Annotated in this window: 22 protein-coding genes; 16 read left to right on the top strand and 6 right to left on the bottom strand. The window is 75.0% G+C overall.

The features are described 5' to 3' along the window. Positions 1-27 precede the first annotated feature (27 nt). A complete protein-coding gene (locus AB0J53_RS30965; RefSeq protein WP_364179014.1) occupies positions 28-1,647 on the top strand; it encodes a CocE/NonD family hydrolase in 1,620 nt (539 codons plus the stop codon). Then, complete coding sequence (locus tag AB0J53_RS30970; RefSeq protein ID WP_364179016.1) at positions 1,629-2,585, top strand: WYL domain-containing protein; 957 nt, start codon at positions 1,629-1,631, stop codon at positions 2,583-2,585. The genes AB0J53_RS30965 and AB0J53_RS30970 overlap by 19 nt, the downstream gene beginning before the upstream one ends. A gap of 15 nt (positions 2,586-2,600) precedes the next feature. On the opposite strand, the gene AB0J53_RS30975 is transcribed toward AB0J53_RS30970, so the two are convergent. After that, a complete protein-coding gene (locus AB0J53_RS30975; protein WP_219513797.1) occupies positions 2,601-3,494 on the bottom strand; it encodes an SDR family oxidoreductase in 894 nt (297 codons plus the stop codon). Positions 3,495-3,805: 311 nt separating this feature from the next. On the opposite strand from AB0J53_RS30975, the gene AB0J53_RS30980 reads away from it, so the two are divergent. After that, positions 3,806-4,015: a DUF3311 domain-containing protein gene (locus AB0J53_RS30980; RefSeq protein ID WP_219513799.1), complete on the top strand. Its 210-nt coding sequence runs from the start codon at positions 3,806-3,808 to the stop codon at positions 4,013-4,015. Continuing rightward, a complete protein-coding gene (gene mctP, locus AB0J53_RS30985; RefSeq protein ID WP_357591662.1) occupies positions 4,012-5,622 on the top strand; it encodes a monocarboxylate uptake permease MctP in 1,611 nt (536 codons plus the stop codon). The genes AB0J53_RS30980 and mctP overlap by 4 nt, the downstream gene beginning before the upstream one ends. Here the strand turns inward: mctP and AB0J53_RS30990 are convergent. Further along, the gene (locus AB0J53_RS30990; RefSeq protein WP_364179019.1) at positions 5,591-8,887 is read right to left on the bottom strand and encodes a BTAD domain-containing putative transcriptional regulator; all 3,297 of its coding nucleotides are present in this window, start codon (positions 8,885-8,887) and stop codon (positions 5,591-5,593) included. The genes mctP and AB0J53_RS30990 overlap by 32 nt on opposite strands. A gap of 126 nt (positions 8,888-9,013) precedes the next feature. Here AB0J53_RS30990 and AB0J53_RS30995 point away from each other — a divergent pair, with 126 nt between their 5' ends. Further along, on the top strand, positions 9,014-10,549 hold the full coding sequence (locus tag AB0J53_RS30995) for an MFS transporter (protein WP_364179021.1): 1,536 nt from the start codon (positions 9,014-9,016) through the stop codon (positions 10,547-10,549). Positions 10,550-10,559: 10 nt separating this feature from the next. On the opposite strand, the gene AB0J53_RS31000 is transcribed toward AB0J53_RS30995, so the two are convergent. Continuing rightward, the gene (locus AB0J53_RS31000; RefSeq protein ID WP_364179023.1) at positions 10,560-10,922 is read right to left on the bottom strand and encodes a DUF6285 domain-containing protein; all 363 of its coding nucleotides are present in this window, start codon (positions 10,920-10,922) and stop codon (positions 10,560-10,562) included. Positions 10,923-10,983: 61 nt separating this feature from the next. On the opposite strand from AB0J53_RS31000, the gene AB0J53_RS31005 reads away from it, so the two are divergent. The 8 genes from AB0J53_RS31005 to AB0J53_RS31040 are packed head-to-tail and all read left to right on the top strand — an operon-like array spanning position 10,984 to position 19,993. After that, complete coding sequence (locus AB0J53_RS31005) at positions 10,984-12,177, top strand: acyl-CoA dehydrogenase family protein (RefSeq protein WP_219513814.1); 1,194 nt, start codon at positions 10,984-10,986, stop codon at positions 12,175-12,177. Next, complete coding sequence (locus tag AB0J53_RS31010; RefSeq protein ID WP_364179025.1) at positions 12,174-13,148, top strand: phosphotransferase family protein; 975 nt, start codon at positions 12,174-12,176, stop codon at positions 13,146-13,148. The genes AB0J53_RS31005 and AB0J53_RS31010 overlap by 4 nt, the downstream gene beginning before the upstream one ends. Positions 13,149-13,179: 31 nt before the next feature. Continuing rightward, positions 13,180-13,869, top strand: coding sequence for a class I SAM-dependent methyltransferase (locus AB0J53_RS31015; protein ID WP_364179027.1), 690 nt, complete (start codon positions 13,180-13,182; stop codon positions 13,867-13,869). Between the two features lie 25 nt (positions 13,870-13,894). After that, on the top strand, positions 13,895-15,298 hold the full coding sequence (locus tag AB0J53_RS31020; protein ID WP_364179029.1) for an NAD(P)/FAD-dependent oxidoreductase: 1,404 nt from the start codon (positions 13,895-13,897) through the stop codon (positions 15,296-15,298). Positions 15,299-15,346: 48 nt separating this feature from the next. Further along, on the top strand, positions 15,347-16,150 hold the full coding sequence (locus AB0J53_RS31025; protein ID WP_219513828.1) for a hypothetical protein: 804 nt from the start codon (positions 15,347-15,349) through the stop codon (positions 16,148-16,150). Further along, positions 16,147-17,244 (top strand): hypothetical protein, encoded by a 1,098-nt coding sequence (locus AB0J53_RS31030; RefSeq protein WP_219513830.1) that lies wholly within the window; start codon positions 16,147-16,149, stop codon positions 17,242-17,244. Before AB0J53_RS31025 ends, AB0J53_RS31030 begins: the two co-directional genes overlap by 4 nt. After that, complete coding sequence (locus AB0J53_RS31035) at positions 17,241-18,668, top strand: hypothetical protein (RefSeq protein WP_219513832.1); 1,428 nt, start codon at positions 17,241-17,243, stop codon at positions 18,666-18,668. Before AB0J53_RS31030 ends, AB0J53_RS31035 begins: the two co-directional genes overlap by 4 nt. Beyond that, positions 18,665-19,993 carry an AAA family ATPase gene (locus AB0J53_RS31040; RefSeq protein WP_364179032.1) on the top strand — a complete coding sequence of 443 codons (1,329 nt, stop codon included), beginning with the start codon at positions 18,665-18,667 and terminating at the stop codon, positions 19,991-19,993. The genes AB0J53_RS31035 and AB0J53_RS31040 overlap by 4 nt, the downstream gene beginning before the upstream one ends. Positions 19,994-20,010: 17 nt before the next feature. On the opposite strand, the gene AB0J53_RS31045 is transcribed toward AB0J53_RS31040, so the two are convergent. Continuing rightward, positions 20,011-20,940 carry a GNAT family N-acetyltransferase gene (locus tag AB0J53_RS31045; protein WP_364179034.1) on the bottom strand — a complete coding sequence of 310 codons (930 nt, stop codon included), beginning with the start codon at positions 20,938-20,940 and terminating at the stop codon, positions 20,011-20,013. 66 nt (positions 20,941-21,006) lie between these two features. Between AB0J53_RS31045 and AB0J53_RS31050 the strand changes: the two genes are divergently transcribed. The 3 genes from AB0J53_RS31050 (at position 21,007) to AB0J53_RS31060 (ending at position 22,500) form a co-directional block, all read left to right on the top strand. Next, positions 21,007-21,321 carry an STAS domain-containing protein gene (locus AB0J53_RS31050; protein WP_219513838.1) on the top strand — a complete coding sequence of 105 codons (315 nt, stop codon included), beginning with the start codon at positions 21,007-21,009 and terminating at the stop codon, positions 21,319-21,321. A gap of 83 nt (positions 21,322-21,404) precedes the next feature. Then, complete coding sequence (locus AB0J53_RS31055) at positions 21,405-21,956, top strand: TetR/AcrR family transcriptional regulator (RefSeq protein WP_219513840.1); 552 nt, start codon at positions 21,405-21,407, stop codon at positions 21,954-21,956. Positions 21,957-22,071: 115 nt separating this feature from the next. Then, positions 22,072-22,500, top strand: a complete 429-nt coding sequence (locus AB0J53_RS31060; RefSeq protein WP_219513846.1) for an ATP-binding protein — start codon at positions 22,072-22,074, stop codon at positions 22,498-22,500. On the opposite strand, the gene AB0J53_RS31065 is transcribed toward AB0J53_RS31060, so the two are convergent. Continuing rightward, positions 22,495-22,629 carry a hypothetical protein gene (locus tag AB0J53_RS31065; protein ID WP_281427400.1) on the bottom strand — a complete coding sequence of 45 codons (135 nt, stop codon included), beginning with the start codon at positions 22,627-22,629 and terminating at the stop codon, positions 22,495-22,497. The genes AB0J53_RS31060 and AB0J53_RS31065 overlap by 6 nt on opposite strands. 79 nt (positions 22,630-22,708) lie before the next feature. Beyond that, complete coding sequence (locus AB0J53_RS31070) at positions 22,709-23,659, bottom strand: Ppx/GppA phosphatase family protein (RefSeq protein ID WP_364179037.1); 951 nt, start codon at positions 23,657-23,659, stop codon at positions 22,709-22,711. Positions 23,660-23,666: the final 7 nt, after the last annotated feature.

A 23,666-nucleotide genomic window follows, 5' to 3' on the forward strand; every position in this document is an offset into this window, starting at 1 on the left:
CCGGGCGGCATCTGTTACTGGTGGGTCATGCGACGTGTGCGGATCCATCGCGATCTTCCCGTGGAGATGCCCGACGGCGTGGTGCTGCTCGCCGACCGCTACGAGGCGCCCGGCGGTGGCCCGGCTCCGGTGGTGCTGATCCGCTCGCCGTACGGCAGGCGGGGCGTGTTCGGGTTCGTGTACGGGCGCGGCTTCGCCCGCAACGGCTTCCACGTGGTGATCCAGAGCTGCCGGGGCGGGTTCGGCTCCGGCGGGCAGCTCGACCCGCTGGGCGACGAGCGGGACGACGGCCTGGCCACGCTCGGCTGGCTGCGCGGGCAGCCGTGGTACGGCGGGTCGCTGGCCATGTTCGGCCCCTCCTACCTGGGCTACACGCAGTGGGCGGTGGCGGCCGAGGCCGGGCCCGAGCTGAAGGCGATGGCCACGCAGATCACCGCCTCCCAGTTCCGCGACGCCGCGTACGTGGGCGGGGCGTTCGCGCTGGAGTCGGCGCTGAGCTGGACGACGCTGACGGACGCGATGTCGCGCCGGTTCGGCGGGGCGGCGGCGCCGCTGACGGCTCCCCGGCTGACGCGCCGGGCCGTGCTGTCGGGGCTGTCGGGGCGGCCGGTGTCCGAGCTGGACCTGGCCTCGGCGGGCCGCCCGCTGCGTTTCTACCGGGACCTGCTGGCCCATCACGCCGACCCGGCCGTGCCGTACTGGGACAAGCGTGACTTCTCCCCTCGGGTGGGTGAGGTGGAGGCGGCGGTCACCATGCTCGGCGGGTGGTACGACGTGTTCCTGCCGTGGCAGCTCAAGGACTACCTGGCGCTGCGGGCGGCGGGGCGGCGGCCGCAGCTGACGATCGGGCCGTGGTGGCACGTGGACGCGCGGCACGGGCGGGTGGCGCTGGCCGAGTCGCTGGCCTGGTTCCGGGCGCACCTGCTCGGCGACCCGTCGGGGCTGCGCGAGCAGCCGGTGCGGCTGTACGTGACGGGGGCCGGGGAGTGGCGCGACTATCCCGACTGGCCGGTGCCGGGCTCGCGGCAGGTGCGCTGGCACCTGCGCGAGGACGGCGGGCTGGAGCGGGAGCCGCCGCGCGCGGGCGGGGCGGACCGCTTCCGCTACCACCCGGACCATCCGACGCCGGTGATCGGCGGGCCGGTGCTGCTGGCCGACTCCCGGCCGCGCGACCAGCGGCGCCTGGAGGCGCGGCGCGACGTGCTCGTCTACTCCTCGGCGGAGCTGGAGTCGGACGTGGAGGCGATCGGGCCGGTCTCGGCCGAGCTGTTCGTCCGGTCCAGCACGCCGTACGTGGACGTGGTGGTGCGGGTGTGCGACGTGCGTCCGGGCGGGAAGTCCATGAACGTGTGCGAGGGCGTGCGGAGGCTGCGGCCGGAGCTGCCTGATAATTCGGAAATGCCCGATAAAGTGGGCGATGTGCGGAGAGTGCTGGTGGATCTGTGGCCGGTGGGCCACCGGTTCCGGCGCGGCCACCGCATCCGGGTCCACGTGGCCGCCGGCGCGTACCCGACGATCGCCCGCAACCCGGGCACCGGGCGGCCGCTCGGCGAGGGCGGGCCGATGGTGGCCGCCGACGTCGAGGTGTTCCGCTCCCCCGCGCACCCGTCCGCCGTGATCCTCCCGCTGTGCGCGCCGCTCGGCTGATGTCGCTGGTCCTGCTGCTGCAGGGCCGGGGCGGGATGACGGCGGCGGAGCTGGCGCGCGAGCTGGAGGTCTCGGAGCGGACCGTGCACCGCGACGTGCTGGCGCTGTCGGAGGCGGGCGTCCCGGTCTACGCCGACCGGGGGCGCGGCGGCGGCTACCGGCTGCTGGAGGGCTACCGCACCCGGCTGACCGGGCTGGACCGGGCCGAGGCCGAGGCGCTGTTCCTGTCGGGCGTGCCGGCGGCGCTGCGCGAGATGGGGCTGCAGGAGGTGGCCGCGACGGCCCGGCTCAAGGCCGCCGCCGCGCTCGCCCCCGGCCTGCGCGACGCCCCCGCGACCGCCGCGCAGCGCTTCCACCTGGACGCGCCGGGCTGGTTCGCCTCCGCCGACCCGCCGCCCGGCGCGCTCGCGCCGCTGGCCAGGGCCGTGTGGAACGACCGCACGGTGAGCGCGTCGTACCGGGAGCGGGTGCGCGCGCTGGAGCCGTACGGGCTGGTGCTGAAGGCGGGCTCCTGGTACCTGGCCGCGCGCTCGCGCGGCCGGTTCCTCGTCTACCGGGTGGACCGGTTCGGCAGCGTCGAGCAGGACGGCGGCCGGTTCGACCGCGACCCCGGCTTCGACCTGGCCGCGTTCTGGGCCGCGCGGTCCGCCGAGTTCACCCGGTCGCTGCTGCGCGAGGAGATCACGCTGCGGCTGAGCCCGCTCGGGGTGCGGATGCTGCGGCACGTCGCCGACCCGGCGGCGCTGCCCGGCGCGCTCGCCTCGCTGCGGCCCGACGGCACCGTGCGGCTGGCCGTCGAGTCGGTCGAGGTGGCGTTCTCGCAGGTGCTGCGGTTCGGGCCGGAGGCCGAGGTGCTGGGCCCGCCGGAGCTGCGGGCCCTGGTCGCCGGCGCGGCGGCCCGCACGGCGGAGCTCTACCGCGCGGACCCCGGCCTGTAGGGAGGGGCAGGACCGCTACCGGTAGTCCTCGGGGGCCGCGTCCTTGCCGCCCTCGCGCACCTCGGCGATGTAGCGCCACACCTGCGGCCTGCTGCCGTCGACGTCGGTGAACCCGTACGCCAGCGCCAGCTCCTCGCTGGAGACCGACCGGCCCGACCAGCGGCCCCGGCCGGGGTCGGCGGCCAGCGCGGCGACCGCGCGGCCCGCGTACGCCGGAGTCTCCGACACCCCGAACGTGGGATTCCCGGCGACGGCGTCACGCCAGGTCTCCTCGGTGACGCCGAAGTTCTCCAGCATGGCCTCCGAGCGCAGGAAGCCGGGCGTGAGCGCCACCGCCGTGCCGCCGTGCGGGCGCAGCTCCTCGGCCTGCGCGTACGCCAGCCGGTTGACGGCCGTCTTCGCCAGGTCGTAGAAGATCGACTCGCGGTAGCGGGTGGCGTTAAAGTCGCTGGTGCCGTCGGTCACCTCCACGACCAGGCCGCCCTCGTTGCGGATGAGCAGCGGCAGCAGGTGGTGGCTGGTGATGAGGTGGGTGTCGACGGCCAGCCGGAGCAGGCGCAGGCCCTTGTCCAGGTCGTGCTCCCAGACGGGGGTGTGCCACTGCCACAGCGCGTCGGCGCCCCAGACGTCGTTGACGAGCACGTCCAGCCTGCCCTGCTCGCGGTCGATCCGCTCGGCCAGCGCCCTGACCTGGGCCGGGTCCAGATGGTCGACGCGGACCGGGATGCCGGTGCCTCCGGCGGCGCTCACCCGCTCGGCGGTCTCCTCGATGGTCTCCGGCCGGTTCATCTCCGAGCGTCCTTCGCGCGTGGACCTGCCGGTGCAGTAGACGGTCGCACCGGCGGCGCCCAGTTCGACCGCGATGCCCCGTCCTGTGCCGCGGGTCGCGCCCGCCACCAAAGCAATCATGCGGCCACCCTGGTCCGGTAAGAGGACATCCCCTGTCATGTTTTCCCCGTTCGTCGCGGGGAGCCGACCATTCGCCGATCGGTGGCCTGACCCGATTTCCGGGCCTGATTAATGTGCCGGGCAGAGCCTCGGCACGGGCTTCGTCGCGGCCCGGTGGCGGCGGCCGGCCCGGACCGGACTTTCTACGCTAAATCGTGATAAAGGTGACGTTGGGGTTAATATCCCCGCAGCGTTACTCTCCCACCACTGACCGCGAGTCACGGGCCCGGTCACGGCGCCCCTGGCTCCTGACGTGGACACGGGAGACACCGATGACCACCCCCCGAGACGCCGAGCCGCGGACCGACCGCAGCCCGTGGAACTGGCTGCTGTTCGTGCCGATCGTGCTGCCGCTGCTGACGTTCCTGTTCAACGCGGACGAGCCCCGCCTGCTCGGCTTCCCCCTGTTCTACTGGCTGCAGATCGCCTTCATCGCCGTCGGCGTCGGCTGCACCACGCTCGTCTACCGGATGACCAAGTGAGCGCGCACACGACCGAGCTGGTCGTCTTCACGCTGCTGTTCCTGCTCGTGAGCGGCATGGGCTTCGTCGCCGCCCGATGGCGGCGGCCCGAGAGCATCGAGAGCCTCAACGAGTGGGGGCTGGGCGGGCGCAACTTCGGCACCTGGATCACCTGGTTCCTGGTGGGCGGCGACCTCTACACCGCCTACACGTTCGTGGCCGTGCCCGCGCTCATGTTCAGCGCCGGGGCGCTCGGCTTCTACGCGCTGCCGTACACGGTGGTGATCTACCCGCTGGTGTTCCTCGTGCTGGCGCGGATGTGGTCGGTGTCGCACGTGCACGGGTTCGTCACGCCGGCCGACTTCGTCCGGGCCCGGTTCGGCTCGCCGACGCTGGCGCTGCTCATCGCGATCACCGGCCTGGTGGCGACGATGCCGTACATCGCGCTGCAGCTCGTCGGCATCGAGGCGGTGCTCAAGACGATGGGCATCACCGGGCACCTGCCGATCATCATCGCGTTCGCCATCCTGGCGGCCTACACCTACCAGTCGGGGCTGCGCGCCCCGGCGCTGATCGCGTTCGTCAAGGACACGCTGATCTACGTGGTGATCCTGGCGGCCGTCATCTACATCCCGGCCAAGCTGGGCGGCTGGGGGTCGATCTTCGACGCCGCCGCGGCGAAGTTCGCCGCCACGCCCAACCCCGCGGACGGGATCACGCTGAACGCCTCCAACCAGCTCCAGTACATCACGCTGGCCTTCGGGTCGGCGCTGGCGCTGTTCCTGTACCCGCACAGCCTGACCGGCGCCCTGGCGTCCAGGAACCGGGCCGTGATCAAGCGCAACATGTCGGCGCTGCCCGCCTACAGCTTCCTGCTCGGCCTGATCGCGCTGCTCGGCTTCATGGCCATCGCCGCCGGGACCAAGCCGGTCGTGGGCGCCAACGGCAAGGCGGACACGAACACGATCGTGCCCGCGCTGTTCGACCAGATGTTCCCCGACTGGTTCGCGGGCGTCGCCTACGCCGCGATCGGCATCGGCGCGCTCGTGCCCGCCGCGATCATGTCGATCGCCGCGGCGAACCTGTTCACCCGCAACGTCTACCGCGAGTACCTGAACAAGAACGCCACCGACGCCCAGGAGGCCAAGGTCTCCAAGCTGGTGTCGCTGGTCGTCAAGGTGGGCGCGGTGCTGTGCATCCTGATGCTCGACCCGCAGTTCTCCATCGACCTGCAGCTCATCGGCGGCGTCATCATCCTGCAGACGCTGCCGTCGGTGGGGCTGGGCCTCTACACGCGCTGGTTCCACAAGGGCGGGCTGATCGCCGGCTGGGCGGCCGGGCTCGGCGCCGGCCTGTGGATGCTCTACCTGATCCCGAACCCGGCCAGCGGCAAGGCGCATTTCGGCGGGTCGGCGTTCTCGCTGGGGAACCTCGGGTTCGACACCAAGATGACGATCTACGCGGGCTTCCTGGCGCTGGCCGTGAACCTGGTCGTGGCGGTGCTGGGGACGTACCTGTTCCGGGCGCTGAAGGTGGCCGACGGCAAGGACGCGACGGCGCGGAGCGACTACTTCGCCGACGAGGGCGACCCGAAGGTCAAGCCGATGGACCTGACCGGGACGCACTGACCCGGCGGCCGGCCCCGTGCTCGGGGACGGCGGCGGCGAGCGCCTCCTCGGGGGTCAGCTCGCCGCCGCGCCGGTGTGCGTCCCGGTAGGCGTCCTCGGTCAGGTGCCGGCGGATCGACGCGGTGATCCGGTCGACGTCGCCCCGTTCGGCGGGCGGCAGCGGCATCCCCACGGAGTCCCTGGCGGCGTGCGCGGCGCCGAGCAGCACGGCCGCGCCCGTGTGGCGTCCGGCGAGGGCCTGGGCCCCGGCCAGGCCCTCCAGGGCCAGCGCCAGGGCCCTGGGGTCGCCCGTGGCGCGGGCGGCGGTCCACCCGTCGAGGTGCAGGCGCAGGGCCCGCTCGGCGTCGCCGCGCAGCTCGGCGACGAAGCCGAGCTCGGCCAGGGCGAGCGCGCGGCCCGGCTCGAAGGCGGTCGCGGCCTGCCAGGTCAGCACGTGGCGCATGTGGGTCTCGGCGGCGTCGAGCCGTCCCTCGCGGCGGGCGCCGAGGCCGAGCCCGACCTCGGCGTGGATCTCCCCGGGCTTGAAGCTGTGCTCGGCGGCCAGGCGCATCGCCCGCCGGTGGAGCTCCCGCGCCCTGGCGTGGTCCCCGGTGAGCATGGCGACGTTGCCCAGGCTGGTCAGCCGGTCCGCGGCCTCCGGCCACAGCCCGAGGTCCTCGGCCAGGCGCAGCCCTTCCCGGTGCAGGCGGGCCGCGTGCTCGTAGTCGCCCGCCATCTCGGCCAGCGCGGCGAGCGGTTCGGCGGTCTGCAGCCGCCCCCAGGCGTCGGCGAGCCCGGTGAACAGCTCCGCGCTGCGCCGCCCGTCGCGGGCCAGCCGGTCGAGGTCGCCGCGCACGTGCGCCTGGTTGGCCCGCACGCTCAGCGCCGCCGCGGTCCCCCAGGTGTCGCCCAGGGCGCCGAACTCCTCCAGCGCCCGGTCGACGAGCTCCTCGCTGGCGGCCTGGTCGCCGACCCCGAACAGGGCGAAGCCGAGGAACCACCGGGCTCTGGCCCGCTCGCCCGGGCCGCTCACGCCGCGCAGGAGCTCCGCGACGTCGCCGTACGGCATCCGCCCGGCGCCGTCGCCGACGAGGGCGGCGAAACCCTCCCGCCACGCCCGGGCCTGCGCGCGGGGGGACGCCTCGGCGGCCGGGTCGCGGACGGGCAGGGCGAGCGCCGCGTCCAGGGACCGGCCGGCCGCCCGGAGCCTGCCGCGCAGGAACCAGTACCAGCTCAGCGCGTTGACCAGGGCGAGCGCGTCCCCGGCCGCGCCCCGGCGGACGGCGTCGTCGAGGACGCGCCCGAAGTTGGCGGCCTCCGCGTCCAGCAGGCGCAGCCCGCGCCCCTGCTCGGGGCCGTGCAGCAGCGGCGCGGTCAGGCGGGCCAGGCCGATGTGGTGGGCGCGGTGGCGCCCGCGTACGTCGTCCTCCTCGCCCGCCTCCCGCAGCCGGGCCAGGCCGTAGTCGGCGACCGATTCGAGCAGGCGGTAGCGGGGCCCGTCGGCGTGCTCGGTCATGATGACCAGCGAGCGGTCCACGAGGCGGGCGAGCAGGTCGAGCACGTCCTGCGCGGGCACGCCGGGACCGGCGCAGACGGCCTCGGCCGCCTCCAGCGTGCTGCCGTCGGCGTGCACGGCGAGCCGGCGCAGCACGGCGCGCTCGGGGCCGGTCAGCAGGTCCCAGCTCCAGTCGATCGTGGCCCGGAGCGTCTGCTGGCGGGGCGGCGCGCCCCGGTAACCGGTGGCGAGCAGCCGGAAACGGTCGTCGAGGCGGCTGATCAGCCCGCGCACGCCGAGGGCCCGGACCCGGGTGGCGGCCAGTTCGAGGGCGAGCGGGATGCCGTCGAGCCGGCGGCAGATCTCCGCCACGTCGCGGGCGTTGCCGGCGTCGAGCCTGAACCCGGGCGCCGCGGCGGCGGCCCGGGCGACGAACAGCTCGACGGCGCTGGAGCGCGCCAGCGTGCCGGGATCGGGCTCGGCGGCGGGTGCGGGCAGCTCCAGCGGCGGCACGGCCAGGACGACCTCGCCGGGGATGCCCAGCGGCTCCTGGCTGGTGGCCAGGACGCGCAGGCCGGGGGCGCGCCGGAGCAGCAGCGCGGTCAGCTCGGCGACCGCGCCGACGAGGTGCTCGCAGTTGTCGAGGAGCAGCAGCAGCCGCTTGCCGGCCAGTGCGCCGGCCAGTGCATCGGCCAGTGCATCGGCCAGGCCGAGCGCGGGCGGGGTGAGCTCGGCCGTGCCCGCGCCCTCGCGGACGCCCAGCGCGGTCATGACGGCCTCGGCGACCCGGGCCACGGCGTCCGGGCCGCCGGCAGGGGTCAGCGGGGCCAGCTCGACCAGCCAGGAGCCGTCGGGGAAGCCGCCGCCGAGCCGGGCCGCCGTCTCCAGCGCGAGCCTGGTCTTGCCGACGCCGCCGGACCCGGTCAGCGTCAGGAGCCGCGCGGCGGCCAGCACGGACGCCGCCTCGCGCACCGCGCCCTCGCGGCCGACGAGCTCGGTCAGCGGAGCGGGCAGGTTCGTCGCGGGGCGGCGGGCGAGGGCGGGCGCCGGGTCGCGTTCCAGCAGGGTCCGGTGCAGGGCGGCGAGCTCGGGCCCGGGGTCCAGGCCCAGCTCGGCGGCGAGCCGGGTGCGCAGCTCCCCGTAGGCGGCCAGCGCCTCGCCCGTGCGCCCGGCGGCGTGCAGCGCGCGCAGGTGGAGGACGTGCACCCGCTCGCGCAGCGGGTGGCGGACGGCGAGCTCGTGCAGCTCCTCGGCCACCTCGAGGTGGCGGCCCAGCCTGATCAGGGCGTCGGCGCGGGCCTCCAGGGCGGCCAGGCGGGCCTCCTCGAGCCGGGTGACGACCGGGCGGGCGAACGCGGCGTCCGCGAAGCCGGAGAACGCGGCGCCCCGCCACAGCGCGAGCGCGTCGGACAGCAGGCCCACCCGGGCGCCGGGGTCGTCGGTGGCGCGGGCGCGGGCGGTGAGCATCGCGAAGCGGCCCATGTCGACGTCCTCGGGGCCGGTGCGCAGCAGATAGCCGTCGTCGCGCCGCGCCAGGAGGTCGCGGCCGCCCTCCCCGGCGCTCTCCAGCGCCTTGCGCAGCTGCCAGATCCGCGTCTGCAGCGCGGCGGACGGGTCGCCGGGGGCCTCGCCGTCCGCCCACACCTCGCCGGCGAGCCGGTCCGCCGACACGGGACGGCCCTCGTACGCCAGCAGGACGGCCAGCAGCAGGCGGGTCTTGGGGCCGGGCACGGTGACCGGGCTGCCGTCCGCCCGCCACACGCCGAGCGGCCCCAGCACCCCGAATCGCATGAGATCCACGGTAGTGCAGCGCCGGGACGTGCCGGGAGCCGGCCGAGAGCGGGACGAGAGCCGGTCGAGAGCGCCCCGTCGCAGGCTGGGCGCGTACCCGCGATTCACGACCACGAAGGATCTTCCATGACGAGCGTGTCCCCCGTGTCCCCCGCCCCGGCGGATCTCAGGGCCGGGCCCCGGGAGTGGCTGGGGCTCTTCGTGCTCACGCTGCCCACCGTCCTGCTTGCCCTGGACGCGACCGTGCTGAACCTGGCGGTCCCCCACCTCGGCGCGGACCTGGAGCCCACCGGCGCCGAACTGCTGTGGGCCGTCGACATCTACGGCTTCATGATCGCCGGTTTCCTGGTGACCATGGGCAGGCTCGGGGACCGGATCGGCCGCCGCAGGCTCCTGATGGCCGGGGCGCTCGGCTTCGGCCTCGCCTCGGCCCTGGCCGCCGTGTCCACCAGCCCGGAGATGCTGATCGCGGCCCGCGCGCTGCTCGGCATCGCCGGCGCGACGCTGATGCCCTCGACGCTGGCGCTGATCAGCACCATGTTCAAGGACCCCCGGCAGCGCGGGGTCGCCATCAGCGTGTGGGTGACCTGCTTCTCCGTCGGCGTCGCCGTCGGCCCGGTCCTGGGCGGGGCGCTGCTGGAGTGGTTCTGGTGGGGTTCGGTGTTCCTGCTCGCGCTGCCGGTGATGGCGCTGCTCCTGGTGGCGGCGCCGCTGCTGCTGCCCGAGTACCGGGACCCGGAGGCGGGCCGGATCGACCTGGCCAGCGTGGTGCTGTCCCTGCTCACGGTGCTGCCGGTGATCTACGGGGTCAAGCATCTGGCCGAGCACGGGCCCGGCCCGCTGGCGGCCGGGGCGGTCCTGGCCGGGGTGGTCTTCGGCGCGCTGTTCGTGCTGCGCCAGCGCCGGCCGGCCGATCCGCTGCTGGACCTGCGGCTGTTCGCGAACCGGGCGTTCAGCGCCGCGCTGCTGGTGCTGCTGCTCGGCCTCGGCCTGATGGGCGGGCTGTACCTGTTCGTCACGCAGTATCTCCAGCTCGTGGCGGGGCTGTCGCCAATCGTCGCGGGCCTGTGGCTGCTGCCCGCGGCCGTGGCGGTGACCGCGGCCTCCTCGCTGACGCCCGCACTCACCCGGCGGCTGCGTCCCGGGTACGTCCTCGGCGGCGCGCTGCTGCTCTCGGCGCCGGGGTACGTGATGATCAGCCAGGTCGGGACCGGCGACCTGCCGCTGCTGGTGACCGGGTTCGTGCTCGTCTACACCGGCATCGGGCCGCTGATGGCGCTCGGCACGGACCTGGTGGTCGGCTCGGCGCCGCCGGACCGGGCCGGGTCGGCCGCGGCGATGTCGGAGACGGGCATGGAGTTCGGCATCGCGCTGGGCGTCGCCGGGCTGGGCAGCGCCGTCACCGCCGTCTACCGGGGCGAGCTCGGCGGCACGCTGCCGGGGAGCCTCCCGGGGCCGGTGGCGGAGACCGTGCGCGACACGCTCGCCGGCGCGGTGGCCGCGGACCTGCCGGGCCCGGTGGCCGCCCAGGTGCTGGAGCGGGCCCGGGAGGCGTTCACCGACGGGCTGAACCTGGCGGCCGGGATCGCGGCCGCCGTCGTGACGGTGCTGGCGGTCGCCGCGGTCGCGCTGCTGCGGCAGCCGCCGCCGGAGCAGGGGTGACCGGCGTCGCTCAGCCGGCCGGGTAGCCGGGGTTGGCGACGTCCAGCTTGGCGCGCACCGCGCGGGTCAGGAGCTCGGTCAGCTCCGCCCGCCGGTCGTCGCCGTCGAAGCGGCCCTCCCGCACGGCCCGCGCCAGCTCGGCGTCGTCGCCCACGCCGAGCTCGGCCAGGCGGGCGGCGTGCTCGTCCGCCTGCGCCGGGCCCAGCAGCAGCTCACGCTCGACCATGGCGAGCACGTTGACCGCGACCCGCGCGTGGAAGCGCGTACGGCCCTCGACGGCGGGCAGCACGTCGGCGGTCAGGAACTCGCGCACGGCGGCGACCAGCTCGGCGGCCGAGGGGGCGTCGTGCGGGCCGCGCCCATCACCTGTCATGACCCGCATTCTCCCGGACCGGGCCGTTGACCCCGCAACCGTTTTCGGCTGGGATCGGGCCATGAGCTTCGCCGTACCCGACAGCGTCCGGCCGGTCCGCGACGCCGTCCACGCGTTCATGACCGAGCGGGTCGAGCCGTCGGAGCGGGTGCTGCACGAGGGCGGGGAGGCGGCCGCGGCGACCCTGCGCGAGCTGCGCGAGGAGGCCAAGAAGGAGGGCCTGTGGGCGCTCGGCCACCCGCGCGAGCTGGGCGGCGGCGGGCTGCCGTTCCTCGACTACGTGTACGTGAACGAGGTGCAGGGGCGCAGCGAGTTCGGGCAGCTCGTGCTGGGCTCGTACACCTTGCAGGACTCGCTGATGCTGCACGAGCACGCCTCGGCCGAGCAGCGGGAGCGCTACCTGATGCCGCTGGTGCGCGGCGACATCTCGCCCAGCTTCGCGATGACCGAGCCCGACGTGTCCAGCAGCGACCCCACGCAGATCATGACCACGGCGGTGCTCGACGGCGGCGAATGGGTGATCAACGGGCACAAGTGGTTCACCACCGGCGCCTCACAGGCCGCGTACACGACCGTGATGTGCCGGACCGAGGACGACCAGGCGCCGCCGCACCTGGCCTTCTCCATGATCCTGGTGCCGACCGCGACGCCCGGCTACAACATCGTGCGCGAGACGCCGGTGCTGGGGCTCGGCGGGGCGCACTGCGAGGTGCGCTACGAGGACGTGCGGGTGCCGGCGGGCAACCTGCTCGGGGCCAGGGGGCAGGGGTTCGTGATCGCGCAGCGGCGGCTCGGGCCGGGGCGGATCTTCCACTGCATGCGGTGGCTCGGGCAGGCGCAGCGGGCCTTCGACCTGATGTGCCGCCGGCTGCACGAGCGGACCGCGTTCAGCGAGCCGCTGGCCAAGAAGCAGCTCATGCGCGAGCACGTCTTCGACTCCTACGCCGAGATCCAGGCGGCCCGGCTGCTCACCCTGCACGCGGCCGAGGTGGTCGACTCGGGGGGCGACGCGCGGGTGGAGATCGGCGCGATCAAGGTGGTGGGCGCCCGGATGCTGCACAACGTGATCGACCGGGCCATCCAGGTGCACGGGGCGGCGGGGCTCACGCCGGACACGCCGCTGGACCGGATGTACCGGCACGCGCGGGCCGGGCGGATCTACGACGGGCCGGACGAGGTGCACATCGACTCGGTGGGGCGGCGGGTGCTCGGCGTCTACGCGGCGGGCGGCACGTGGGAGTTCGGGCTCCGGTGACGGACGGCCGGGAGACGGACGGCCGGGGGACGACCGGTCCCGGCGGCGTCGTCCGTGAGGTGTTCGGCGGCGCGGCCCGGGTGGTGGCGCGGTCGAGGCTGTCCGGCGGGGCGTCGCGGGAGACCTGGTCCGTGGACGTGGCCGACGCCGCCGGGCGGCGGCACGCGCTGGTGCTGCGCCTGGCCTCCGGTCCCGGACCGGCGGGCGGCCTGGGCGGCGAGCTGGAGGGCGGGCTGCGCGGGGAGGCGGAGCTGATGCGGCAGGCCGGCCGGGCCGGGGTGCCGGTGCCCGGCGTCGTCGCCGCCACGGACGCGTACCTGGTGATGACGCGCGTCGAGGGCGAGACGATCCCGCGCCGCATCCTGCGCGACGACCTCTACCGCGACGCCCGGCCCCGGCTGGCGGCGCAGTGCGGGCAGGCGCTGGCCGCGATCCACCGGATGCCGGTGCCCGGCGGCGAGGCGGCCGACCCGCTGCGCCGGTGGCGGGACCTGCTCGACCTCACCGGGCAGCCGCACCCGGTGTTCGAGCTGGCCTTCCGGCGGCTGGCGGGCACCCGTCCCGCCCCCGCCGGGCGCGTGCTGGTGCACGGCGACTTCCGCAACGGCAACCTGATCGTCGGCCCCGAGGGGCTGCGCGCGGTGCTCGACTGGGAGCTCGCCCACCCCGGCGACCCCCTGGAGGACCTGGGCTGGCTGTGCGTCCGGGCGTGGCGGTTCGGCGCGGCGCCGCCGGTGGGCGGGTTCGGCCACTACGACGAGCTGATCGGCGCGTACGAGCGGGCGGGCGGGCGGCCCGTCGACCGGGACGCGCTGCGCTGGTGGGAGACGTTCGGGGTGCTGAAGTGGGGCATCATCTGCGTGATGCAGGCGATGCGGCACCTGCGCGGCGGCGAGCGGTCGGTGGAGCTGGCGGCGATCGGGCGGCGCGTGTGCGAGAACGAGTGGGACCTTCTGCGGATGCTCGACTGACAGCGGTGAGGCGCTCGGTTAGCGTCGGATCATGGCGATCATCCCGAACAGCGGCACCGGAACCGGCTCGATCACCCCCGACGGCTCGCCCGTCTCCTTCTACCTGCTGATGGGCGCCAACGGCGAACCGGAGATCATCTCCGGGGTGGTGCCCTCGGGCGGGTCGGTCCTGGACCTGGGCGCGGGCGTCGGCCGGATCGCGCACCCGCTGATCGAGCTCGGCTACGAGGTCGTCGCGGTGGACGAGTCGGCCGAGATGCTGGAGCACGTGCGCGGCGCGCGGACCGTGCGCTCGCGCATCCAGGACCTGGACCTCGGGCGGCGCTTCGACGGCGTGCTGCTGGCCTCACAGCTCGTGCACACCGCCGACGACCAGGACCGGCGGGGCCTGCTGGAGACGTGCGCGCGGCACGTGGCGCCCGGCGGTTCGGTGCTGATCCAGTGGACGCCGCCGGAGCGGCACGGCAAGGTGGCCGTCGGCCAGGGCCGCACCACGGACGGCGGCCTGCGGCTGGAGCTGGCGGCCCAGGAGGAGGTCGCGCCCGGCGTCGTCAACGCCACCATGCGCTACTCGCACGAGGGGCGCGTGTGGACGCAGTCGTTCACCTCCCGCCTGCTGACCGACGAGCGGCTGGCCGAGGCGCTGGCGGAGGCGGGGCTGCGGCTGGACCGGTTCCTCACCGAGGACCGGGCCTGGCTGAAGGCGGTGCCGGACGCCTGAAAGACTGGGCGCTCTGGAGGTGGTCATGTCCGAGGAGTACGACGTCATCGTGATCGGCGCCGGTCCGGCCGGCGAGAACGTGGCGGACCGGGCGGTGCGCGGCGGGCTGTCGGCGGCGATCGTGGAGGACCGGCTGGCGGGCGGTGAGTGCTCCTACTGGGCGTGCATCCCCAGCAAGGCGCTGCTGCGGCCGGTGGAGCTGGCCGGCGAGGCCGGGCGGGTGCCCGGCCTGACGCTGGGCCCGATCGACGCCGCCGCCGTGCTGGCGCGCCGTGACGAGGCGGTGTCCCGCTACGACGACTCCGGCCAGGTCGGCTGGATCGAGGGCCTGCCGGCCGCGTACGTGCGCGGGCGCGGCCGGCTCGACGGCCCCAGGCGGGTGCGGGTCGACACGCCCGGCGGCGGGGAGCGGGTGCTGACCGCGCGGCACGCCGTGGTGCTGGCCACGGGCACGACGGCGTCGGTGCCGCCGGTGCCCGGCCTGCGCGAGGCGAAGCCGTGGACCAGCCACGAGGTGACCGCCGCCACGTCCGTGCCCGAGCGGCTGGTCGTCATCGGCGGCGGCGTGGTGGCGTGCGAGATGGCCCAGGCCATGCACGGGCTCGGCGCCCGCCGGACGACCGTGCTGGTGCGCGGCGGCTCGCTGCTGGAGCGGATGGAGCCGTTCGCCGGCGAGCTGGTGGCCGCGTCGTTCGCCGCGTCCGGCATCGACGTGCGCACCGGCGCCGAGGCGGCCCGGGTCGAGCGGCCGGTGCCGGGCGGCCCGGTGACCGTGCACCTGGCGGAAGGGCCGCCGCTGGAGGCCGACGAGCTGCTGGTGGCCACCGGCCGCCGGGCGGCGACCGCGGGGCTCGGGCTGGACAGCGTCGGGCTGGCCGACGGGCCGGTCGAGGTGGACGACAGCCTGCGGGTGCCCGGCCTGGACTGGCTGTACGCGGTCGGCGACGTCAACGGGCGCAACCTGCTCACCCACATGGGCAAGTACCAGGGCCGGGTGTGCGGTGACGTGATCGCCGCCCGCGCCAAGGGCGAGCCGGACGACCTGCCTTCGCTGCGGGCGAGCGCCGACGGCTTCGGGGCGCCGCAGGTGGTGTTCACCGATCCGCAGGTGTGCTCCGTCGGCCGGACCGAGGCCGCCGCCCGGCGTGACGGGTTCCGGGTGCGGGCGGTGGAGTACGACCTGGCCTCGGTCGCGGGCGCCTACCTGCTGGGCGACGGCTACCGGGGGCGGGCCAAGGCGGTCGTGGACGAGGACCGGCGGGTGCTGCTCGGCGTCACGTTCGCCGGGCCGGGCACGGCCGAGCTGCTGCACGCGGCGACGGTCGCGGTGACCGCCGAGGTGCCGCTGGAGCGGCTGTGGCACGCGGTGCCGTCGTTCCCGACGGTGAGCGAGGTGTGGTTGCGGCTGCTGGAGGCGTACGGCCTCTGATGTCCTGAAATTGCTGGAGATTACTGGAACTCTTGCTACAGTCGCGCCATGAGTGACCGGCTGGACGATCTCGAAAGGCGGATCGACGAGCTCCGGGCCGGTGTCCGTACGGCGATGCGCGTCCGGGACACGGCCACGGCGCGCGGGCTCCGCGCCGAGCTGCGTGCCGCCGAGCGCGCCTGGGACGCCCTGGTCAGCACCCCCGGCGAGCCCGCGCGGAGCGGCCCGGCGAAGGGGCGCGGCGACGGGCTGCGGCTGGTCACCGTGCGCGAGCAGGTCCACCAGGCGCTGGCGCTGCTGGACGCGCCCGCGCAGCCGCGGCTCATCGTCACCGTGAGCCAGGCGTTCTTCGCCGGCACGATCCGCAGCGCCCAGCTCACCAGCCTGCGCCGCGACGAGGAGCGCTCGTTCCGCTCCTCGCCGTACGGCAGGCCGTACTACCTGTGCGCGGCCCTGACCGACCGCCTCTCCCCCGCGCGCGCCCTGCTCACGCTCAGCACCTGGCCGGTGGAGCGCCGGGTGGTCGGGCCGCTCAGCCCGAGGGTCGACTTCCTGACCGGCGCCGCCCGGATCGCCGCCCACCTGGCCGGGCTCGGCCAGGCGCCGCCGGAGGGCGAGCGGCTGCTGGCCAGGATGGCGCGCAACATCCCGGGCGCGGGCGGCGACGGGCTCGGCCCGCCCGACCCGGCGCGGGTGGCCGACGCGGCCCGGCGGGAGCTGGCCGTGCACGCCGAACGCGACGCGCTGGACCGGGCGGAGCTGGCCGGTCGCGCGACATCCCAGCTCGGTGACGTGGCAAGGCTGTTCGGCGCCGCTACGCTGAACACCGTCGCAAGATCAGGAGAACGATGAACCGGCTTGACGCGTTGCGCGGCACCACGCCGCCGAAGCCGCATGACGCGCGGGCGATCGCCGCGCTGGCGGCCAACCCCGGCTGCACCCGCCGGGCGCTGATGGACGGCGCCGGGATCGACAAGGGCGCCGCCGCCCGCCACCTGGGCTTCCCCGCGCCGTTCGGGCAGTCGCCGTTCGCGATCACGCGCGGCAACGCGTTCGAGGCGCTGGTGAAGGCCGACGGGTGCGCCGAGCTGCTGCGGATGCTGCGCGAGCTGCTCGGCCTGCCGATCGCCGAGGTGGCCTACCACGACGTGGAGAACGTCGGCGCGCACCTGCGCCACACCCACACGCGCGCGCTGATCGACCGCGCGGTGCGCGAGGAGGACGCGGGCACCGTCTACGACCATCCGCTGTTCACGCTGGAGATCGCCGGGCACACCGCCTACCTGGAGCCGGACGTGGTGGCCTTCCAGCTCGGCGGGCGCTTCCACATCGTGGAGATCAAGTCGTTCGCGGTGATCGACGGGCAGGCCGACCCGGCGGCGGCCGCGGCGGCGGCCCGGCAGGCGGCCGTCTACGTGCTGGCGCTGCGCGGGCTGCTGGAGGAGCTGGGCCACGACCCGCTGCGGGTCTCGCACGAGGTGGTGCTGGTCTGCCCGGAGAACTTCGCCAACCGGCCGGTGGCGACGCTGGTGGACGTGCGCCGCCAGCTCGCGGTGCTGCGCCGCCAGCTCGCCCGCATGACGGACCTGGACCGGCTGATCGACGCGCTGCCCGACGGGCTCACGTTCGACCTGATGCCGGACGAGGACGGGCTGCCGTCGCGGCCGGTGGCCGAGCTGGCCGACGCGGTGCGCGGGGCGGCGGCCCGCTACGCGCCCGACTGCCTGTCCACCTGCGACCTGTGCTTCTTCTGCCGGGACGAGGCTCGCCAGGAGGGCGCCTCCGACCTGCTGGGCCGGCACGTCCGCGACGAGCTCGGCGGCGTCGCCTCGGTGGGCGAGGCGCTGGCGCTGGCCGACGGGGCGCGCGCCCCGGCCGAGGGCCAGGAGGAGATCGCCCGCCTGCTGCGCGGCGCCGAGCGGCTGCGCAGGGAGTGCCTGACGTGAGCCTGCTCACCTCGCTGGCCCGGCTGCGGGCCGTGGAAGCGGGCCGGGCGCAGCCGATCGCGACCGTGCGCCACTGCCACCTGTCCGAGCGGCCGATGGTGTTCATCCCGCTGAAGCTCGCCGGGGAGGCCGCCGCGCCGCTGGCCGCCATGCTCGGCACCGACCGGGACGCGCCGCGGCTGCTGGTGGTGACCCAGCCGCGCAACCGCGACCTGCGTTTCGCCTGGGCCGCCGAGCTGGCCGGGGTGCTGGTGCCGTACGTGGAGAGCTTCCTCGGCAGCACGGAGACGGTCGAGCGCCGCAACGCCGACCCGTACGAGCGGGCGCTGGACGCGCCGCAGCTGCTGCTGCCGAACCGGGCGGGCGTGGCGTTCACCCGGCTGCTGGGCCGCTCCACCCGCTTCCGCCGCACCGACGGGCCGTACCCGGTGCCGCAGGGGGTGCCGCTGCTGGGCCGGTGGCTGACGTACTTCGCCGAGCGGGCCGCGTACCCGGGCTCGTCGCTGGCGATGGCCGCGACGGAGGAGCTGGCCCGCCACTGGGCGAGCGGGCAGAGCGCGCTGGAGGACGCCAACCTGGCGGCGCTGGTCGCCTGGATCACCACCGGGCCGTCGGACGAGGCGGAGGACCCGCTGGTCTGGCCGCCGGCCGGCCCGGCGACCGACCCCGGGTTCGACGCCGAGGTGCTGGCGCCGGCGATGGAGAGCGAGTCCGCCGAGCGCGTCACCGAGGCGCTGCGCACGCAGCTCGCCCCCACCTGGCGGCTCATGTGGCAGGCGGTCGACCTGCTGCGCGCGCTGGAGCCGGGCGCGGGCGTCGCCCAGCGGTGGGAGCAGGACCGGGCCTCGTTCAGCGGCATGGCGGCGCAGATCGAGGAGGGCGCGCCGCCGCAGGCGCGGCGCGACGGCGCGGTGGCCGCCGCCGCCCGCCTGGCGCGCATGGAACGCGCCCAGGCGGCCTACGACGTGCAGCGCGCCTACGACGACCCGCTCGTCATGGCCGAATACCGGCTGACCGGCGAGGCGTTCGCGGGCGAGGTCGTCGAGACCGTCCCGGACAACACCGAGGGCGAGGGCCGCTCGCGCAAGCTGCGCCCGCTCGTGGTGGTCAAGACCGACGATCCGGTACGGATACCGCCCGGCACGTCGCTGGGCACGCCGCAGCGGCGCGGGCAGGGCGCGGAGCTGGTGTCGGCGGACGGCGGCCTGGTCACCCTCAAGATCACCAAGGGCATGGGGCGGGGCCGGACGCCGACGCCCGGCGCGGTGCCCGAGCCCGGCGAGCGGGTCTGCTACACCTCGCTCACCGACGACTTCCAGGGCGCGCCCGCGCTGCCGGAGGCCGAGGCCACGCCGTGGACGCACGGCGGCCCGCCGCCCGCCTACGTGCCCGCCGACGAGGACGCCGTGGAGGAATGGTCATGACGCAGGCCGCTCCGGAGGCCGTTGCAGGGTCCGTTTCTGGGGCCGCTCCCGAGCTCACGCCCGAGCAGGTCATCACGGCCGTGCTCGCCGACCTGCCGCGCCACCGGGGCGTGGTGGTCGACTCGCCGCCGGGCGCGGGCAAGTCCACGCTCGTCGTACGGGCCGCCGCGCACATCGCCGCGACCGGCGAGCCGCTGATGATCGTCGCGCAGACCAACGAGCAGGTCGACGACCTGGTGACCCGGCTGTGCGACAAGCACCCGCACCTGACCGTCGGCCGGCTGTCGGCGGGCGGCTACGTGACCCCGGCGCGGCTGCTCGACCTGCCCGGCGTCACCGTCGGCACCCGCGTGCAGGACCTGGGCGACCCGGACATCGTCATCGCCACCGCCGACAAGTGGGCGTGGATCGCGGGCCGGACCTGGCCGTGGGCGATCGTCGACGAGGCGTACCAGATGCGCTCGGACAAGCTGCTGCGCATCGCCGCCCTGTTCGACCGGGCGCTGTTCGTGGGCGACCCGGGGCAGCTCGACCCGTTCTCCGTCGTCGACGGCGACCGGTGGTCGGGGCTGTCGTGGGACCCGTTGCAGAGCGCGGTGTCGGTGCTGCTGCGGCACAACCCCGACCTGCCGGTGCACCGGCTGCCGGTGTCGTGGCGGCTGCCCGCGTCGGCGGCGCCGGTGGTGTCGCGGGCGTTCTACCCGTTCACCGGGTTCCGCTCCGGCACCGGGCCGGGCGAGCGGCGGCTGGAGCTGACCACCGGCGGCATGGGCACCGTGCACGACCGGGCGCTGGAGGAGGCCGCCCGCTCCGGGTGGGCGCTGCTGGAGCTGCCGAACCGGCACACCGTGCGCACCGACGGCGAGGCCGTCGAGGCGGTGGCGCTGCTGGCGGCCCGGCTGCTGCAGCGCGGCGCGGTGGCGGGCTCGGAGCAGGGCGAGCGGCCGGTGACCGCCGACCGGATCGCGGTCGGCGCGGCGCACCGCGACCAGGTGGCGGCGATCCGCGCGGCCGGGCTGCCGCCGGAGATCACCGTCGACACCGCCAACCGGCTGCAGGGCCGCGAGTACGACGTGACGATCGTGCTGCACCCGCTGTCGGGGCGGCGCGACGCCACGGCGTTCCACCTGGAGTCGGGGCGGCTGTGCGTGCTGGCGTCACGGCACCGGCACGCCTGCGTGGTCGTGGCCAGGGCGGGCATCGCCGAGCTGCTCGACGCCCATCCGTCGGCCGAGCCGGTGCGGCTGGGGGCTCCGGTGAAGTTCCCCGACGGCTGGGAGGCCAACCAGGCGGTGCTGGACCACCTGGCGCGGCACCGGGTCTGACCGCCTTCACGCGACCTTCAGACGGTGCGCCGCCACATGTCGATGATCAGGACGGGGCGCATGCCGGCCGACTCGTACAGGCCCAGGGCGGGCGTGGTGTTGTTGGAGTCGACGTGCAGGATCGTGCCCTTGCGCCCGCGGGCGGCGTCGGCGGCGAAGGCGTGCCGCAGCAGGAACCGGCCCAGGCCGCGGCCCCGGAAGGCGGGCAGCACCGCGAGCAGGGCGACGTAGCCGCAGCCCTCGTCGGCGGCGAACTGGTCGTTGCCGAGGCAGACGGCGGCGGGCTCGCCGCCGACGCTGGCGAGCGTGAGCTGGCTCCAGTCGGTGGTGGCGTGCGCCTGGCGGCGCTCGTACCACTGGTCGTAGCCGGTGGGGGTGAAGCCGTAGTGGCCGGCGAAGCCGTCCTGGTGGACGCGGTGGGCCCGGCGGCGGACGTCGTCGCTCTCCCCCGTCTCCAGGGTGACGCCGGCGGGCACGGGCGGCGGCTCGACCGGGCCGTCGAAGTCGGCGCGCATGCGGTAGAAGCTGGTGCCGGGCTCGAAGCCGTAGCCCTGGACGAGCGCCCGCTGGGGCTGGTCGGTGCGGTAGACGCCGACGGAGGCGGAGGCCGTCGCGTGGCCGCGGGCGCGGCCCAGCTCGGCGGCGCGGCCGAGCACCAGCGGCCACAGCCGCTCGGCGAGCCCGGTCACGCCGGGGCGGACGACCACCTCGACGTCGACCACGTCGCCGTCGCCGGGCGCGCACGCCCACGCCCAGCCGTCCAGTCCCCCGTCGGCGTCGCGGGCCAGCCAGCCGTCCGCCTCCAGGTCGAAGGCGGGCTCGGCGAGCTCGCCCCGGACGTCGTCGAGCGTCAGGTCGGGGACGCCGAGCACCGCCACGTCGCGCGCGGCGACGAGCTCGTGGATGGCGGCGGCGTCCTCGGGACGCGGCCGGCTGAGGGTGTGCATGCGGTGATTCTGCACAAGTCGCGTGCCGCCCGCCTCCCAATTTTGTCGCGGGTCTAATCTGGAAGGATGTCCGAGAAGACACCGCTGACCGTGGACGTCGTCGCGCTCGACGCGACGGCGACGCGGGTGGCGCTCAGCGGCGAGCTCGACCACGACACCGCCGGCGAGCTGGCCGAGCTGCCCGACGGCTGGCAGCGCCTCGATCTGGACCTGTCGGGGCTGACGTTCGTCGACTCCTCCGGGCTGGCCGCGCTGGTGCGGCTGTGGCAGCGGGCCGGCGCCAGCGGCGCCGAACTGCGCCTGGTCGCGGTGACGCCCTACCTGCGCGGGCTGCTCAAGATGACGGCGCTGGACCGGCTGTTCGGCCTGCCGCCCGGCTGACCGATCTTCCTTACTTGCCGACCGGCTAGTTGGGCTCCTAAACTGGGGCCCCGACACCCCCGTACAGTCAAGACAGGTGCGTTTTGCGGGAAGACACCCGGTCCCGGATCCAGGAGATCGCGCTCGGCCTCTTCATCGAGCAGGGCTACGAGGCGACCTCGCTGCGGGAGATCGCCGAACGGCTCGGCGTCACCAAGGCCGCCCTCTACTACCACTTCAAGACCAAGGACGACATCGTCGCCAGCCTGGCCGAACTGCGCGTGGCCGAGCTGGAGGAGCTGCTGGAGTGGGCCCGGGCGCAGCCGAAGACCCCGCAGATGCGGCGCGAGCTGGTGCTGCGCTACGCCGACCGGCTGCGCCACCCGCGCTACCTGGAGGTGGCCCGGTTCCTGGAGCGCAACCAGACCGCGCTGCGCGACCACCCGAAGATCCTGCGGCTGCGCGAGGTGCTGCTGGAGATGGTCGCGGCGATGAGCGAGCCGGGCACCCCGGCCGTCACCCGGGTCAGCCGGTCGATGGCGCTGTTCACGCTGCACGCGCCCAAGTGGATCCGGCACGACGACACGCTGAGCGAGGAGGAGGCCGCCGCGGCCTCGCTGGAGGTGGCGCTGCGACTGCTGGAACCGGCCGACTGACGAACGAATTTTCCGGCTCCGAGCAGGGAGTCGCCTCCTGACCCGGCAGGGGGTGCGGATTGGGCCGCCGGATCACGGGCAGAGGGCTTCCACGGTCGAGACGGGAGGAGACGCCGTGGAGGCGACGATAGCGCTCCGGCTGCCGAGGGACGCGGCCAGCGTTCCGCTGATCAGGCGGCTGTTCGACGGCACGCTACGGTCGCTGGGCGTCGAGCCGCAGATCCGCGACGACATCGAGCTCATGCTCTCCGAGGCGTGCTCCAACGTGATCAGGCACGCGGAGCCGAGCGAGGAGTACACGGTCACCGCGGGCGTGCGCGACGACCTGTGCGTGATCCGGGTGATCGACACCGGCGACGGCTTCGACCCCGAGGCGGTACGGCCCCCGAAACCGGGCGCGGAGCACGGCCGGGGGCTGCAGATCATGCGGGCGCTGGCCGACGACGTGCGGTTCGTCAACAAGCCGGAGGACGGCGCCGTGGTGTGCCTGGAGAAGAGGCTGCGCTACAGCCCGGGGGCGGCGGGGCAGTTCCTGGCGTCATGACTCCCTGGCGGTCAGGCTCGCCAGCAGCGCCAGCCAGACGAGCACGACCACCGAGATGAGGATCACGGCCAGGAACGACAGGGAGAGGGCGATCGCCAGGGACGCGACCGCGCTGAGCAGTGACCACATCTGGCAACGATTGCCCGCATAACACCATTTGATGCAGTTCAGCGCGGCCAGTTGGTCGTTATATGACGATATTTCGCCCTTACTCGGTGGTGTCGAGGCGGCCGCCAGGCAGCAGGTCGAGCCGGCGCAGTATGACCCCCTCGCGCAACGCCCACGGGCACACCTCCAGCCGCTCCACCTCGAACAGGTCCATCACCGCGTCGGCGACGATCGCGCCCGCCGCGAGCTGCATGGCCCGCCCCTCCGACACCCCCGACAGCTCCGCGCGCTCCGCCGAGCCCATCGTGGTCAGCTTGACCGCCCAGTCGGCCATGTCCTGCCGGGACAGCGAACGCGACACGTACACGCCCTCGCTGCTGGGAGCCGCGCCGGCGATCCTGGCGAGCTGCTTGAACGTCTTGGAGGTGGCCACCGCCCGGTTGGGCTCGCCGAAGCGGACCACGTCGCCGACCGTGCGGGCGATCTCGGCCCGTACGTGGCGGCGCAGCGCGCGCACCTCGTCGGCGCCGGGCGGGTCGGCTCTCAGCCGGTCACGCGTCAGCCGCCCCGCGCCGAGCGGCAGCGACACGGCCACGTCCGGCTCCTCGTCGACCCCGCAGGCGATCTCCAGCGAGCCGCCGCCGATGTCGAAGGCCAGCAGCCGGCCCGACGACCAGCCGAACCAGCGCCGCACCGCCAGGAACGTCAGCCTCGCCTCGTCGCGGCCCGACAGCACCTCGATGTGCACGCCGCAGCGCGCGTCGATCTCGGCCAGCACCTGATCGCCGTTGGCCGCCTCACGCACGGCGGAGGTGGCGAAGGCGACCAGGTCCTCCACGCCCTTGTCCTCGGCCAGCCGGACGGCCTCCGCCACGAACGCGCCCAGCCGCTCGACGCCCTCCCCCGACAGGCGGTTGCGCTCGTCGAGGTGCTCGGTCAGGCGCAGCTCCTCCTTGTGGGAGAAGGCAGGAATCGGCCGGGCGCCCCGGTGGGCGTCCACGACGAGAAGATGGACAGTGTTCGAGCCGATGTCCAGCACGCCGAGTCGCATGGCACGA

This window comes from Nonomuraea sp. NPDC049725, from assembly GCF_040674795.1.
GTDB classification, from domain to species: domain Bacteria; phylum Actinomycetota; class Actinomycetes; order Streptosporangiales; family Streptosporangiaceae; genus Nonomuraea; species Nonomuraea ceibae.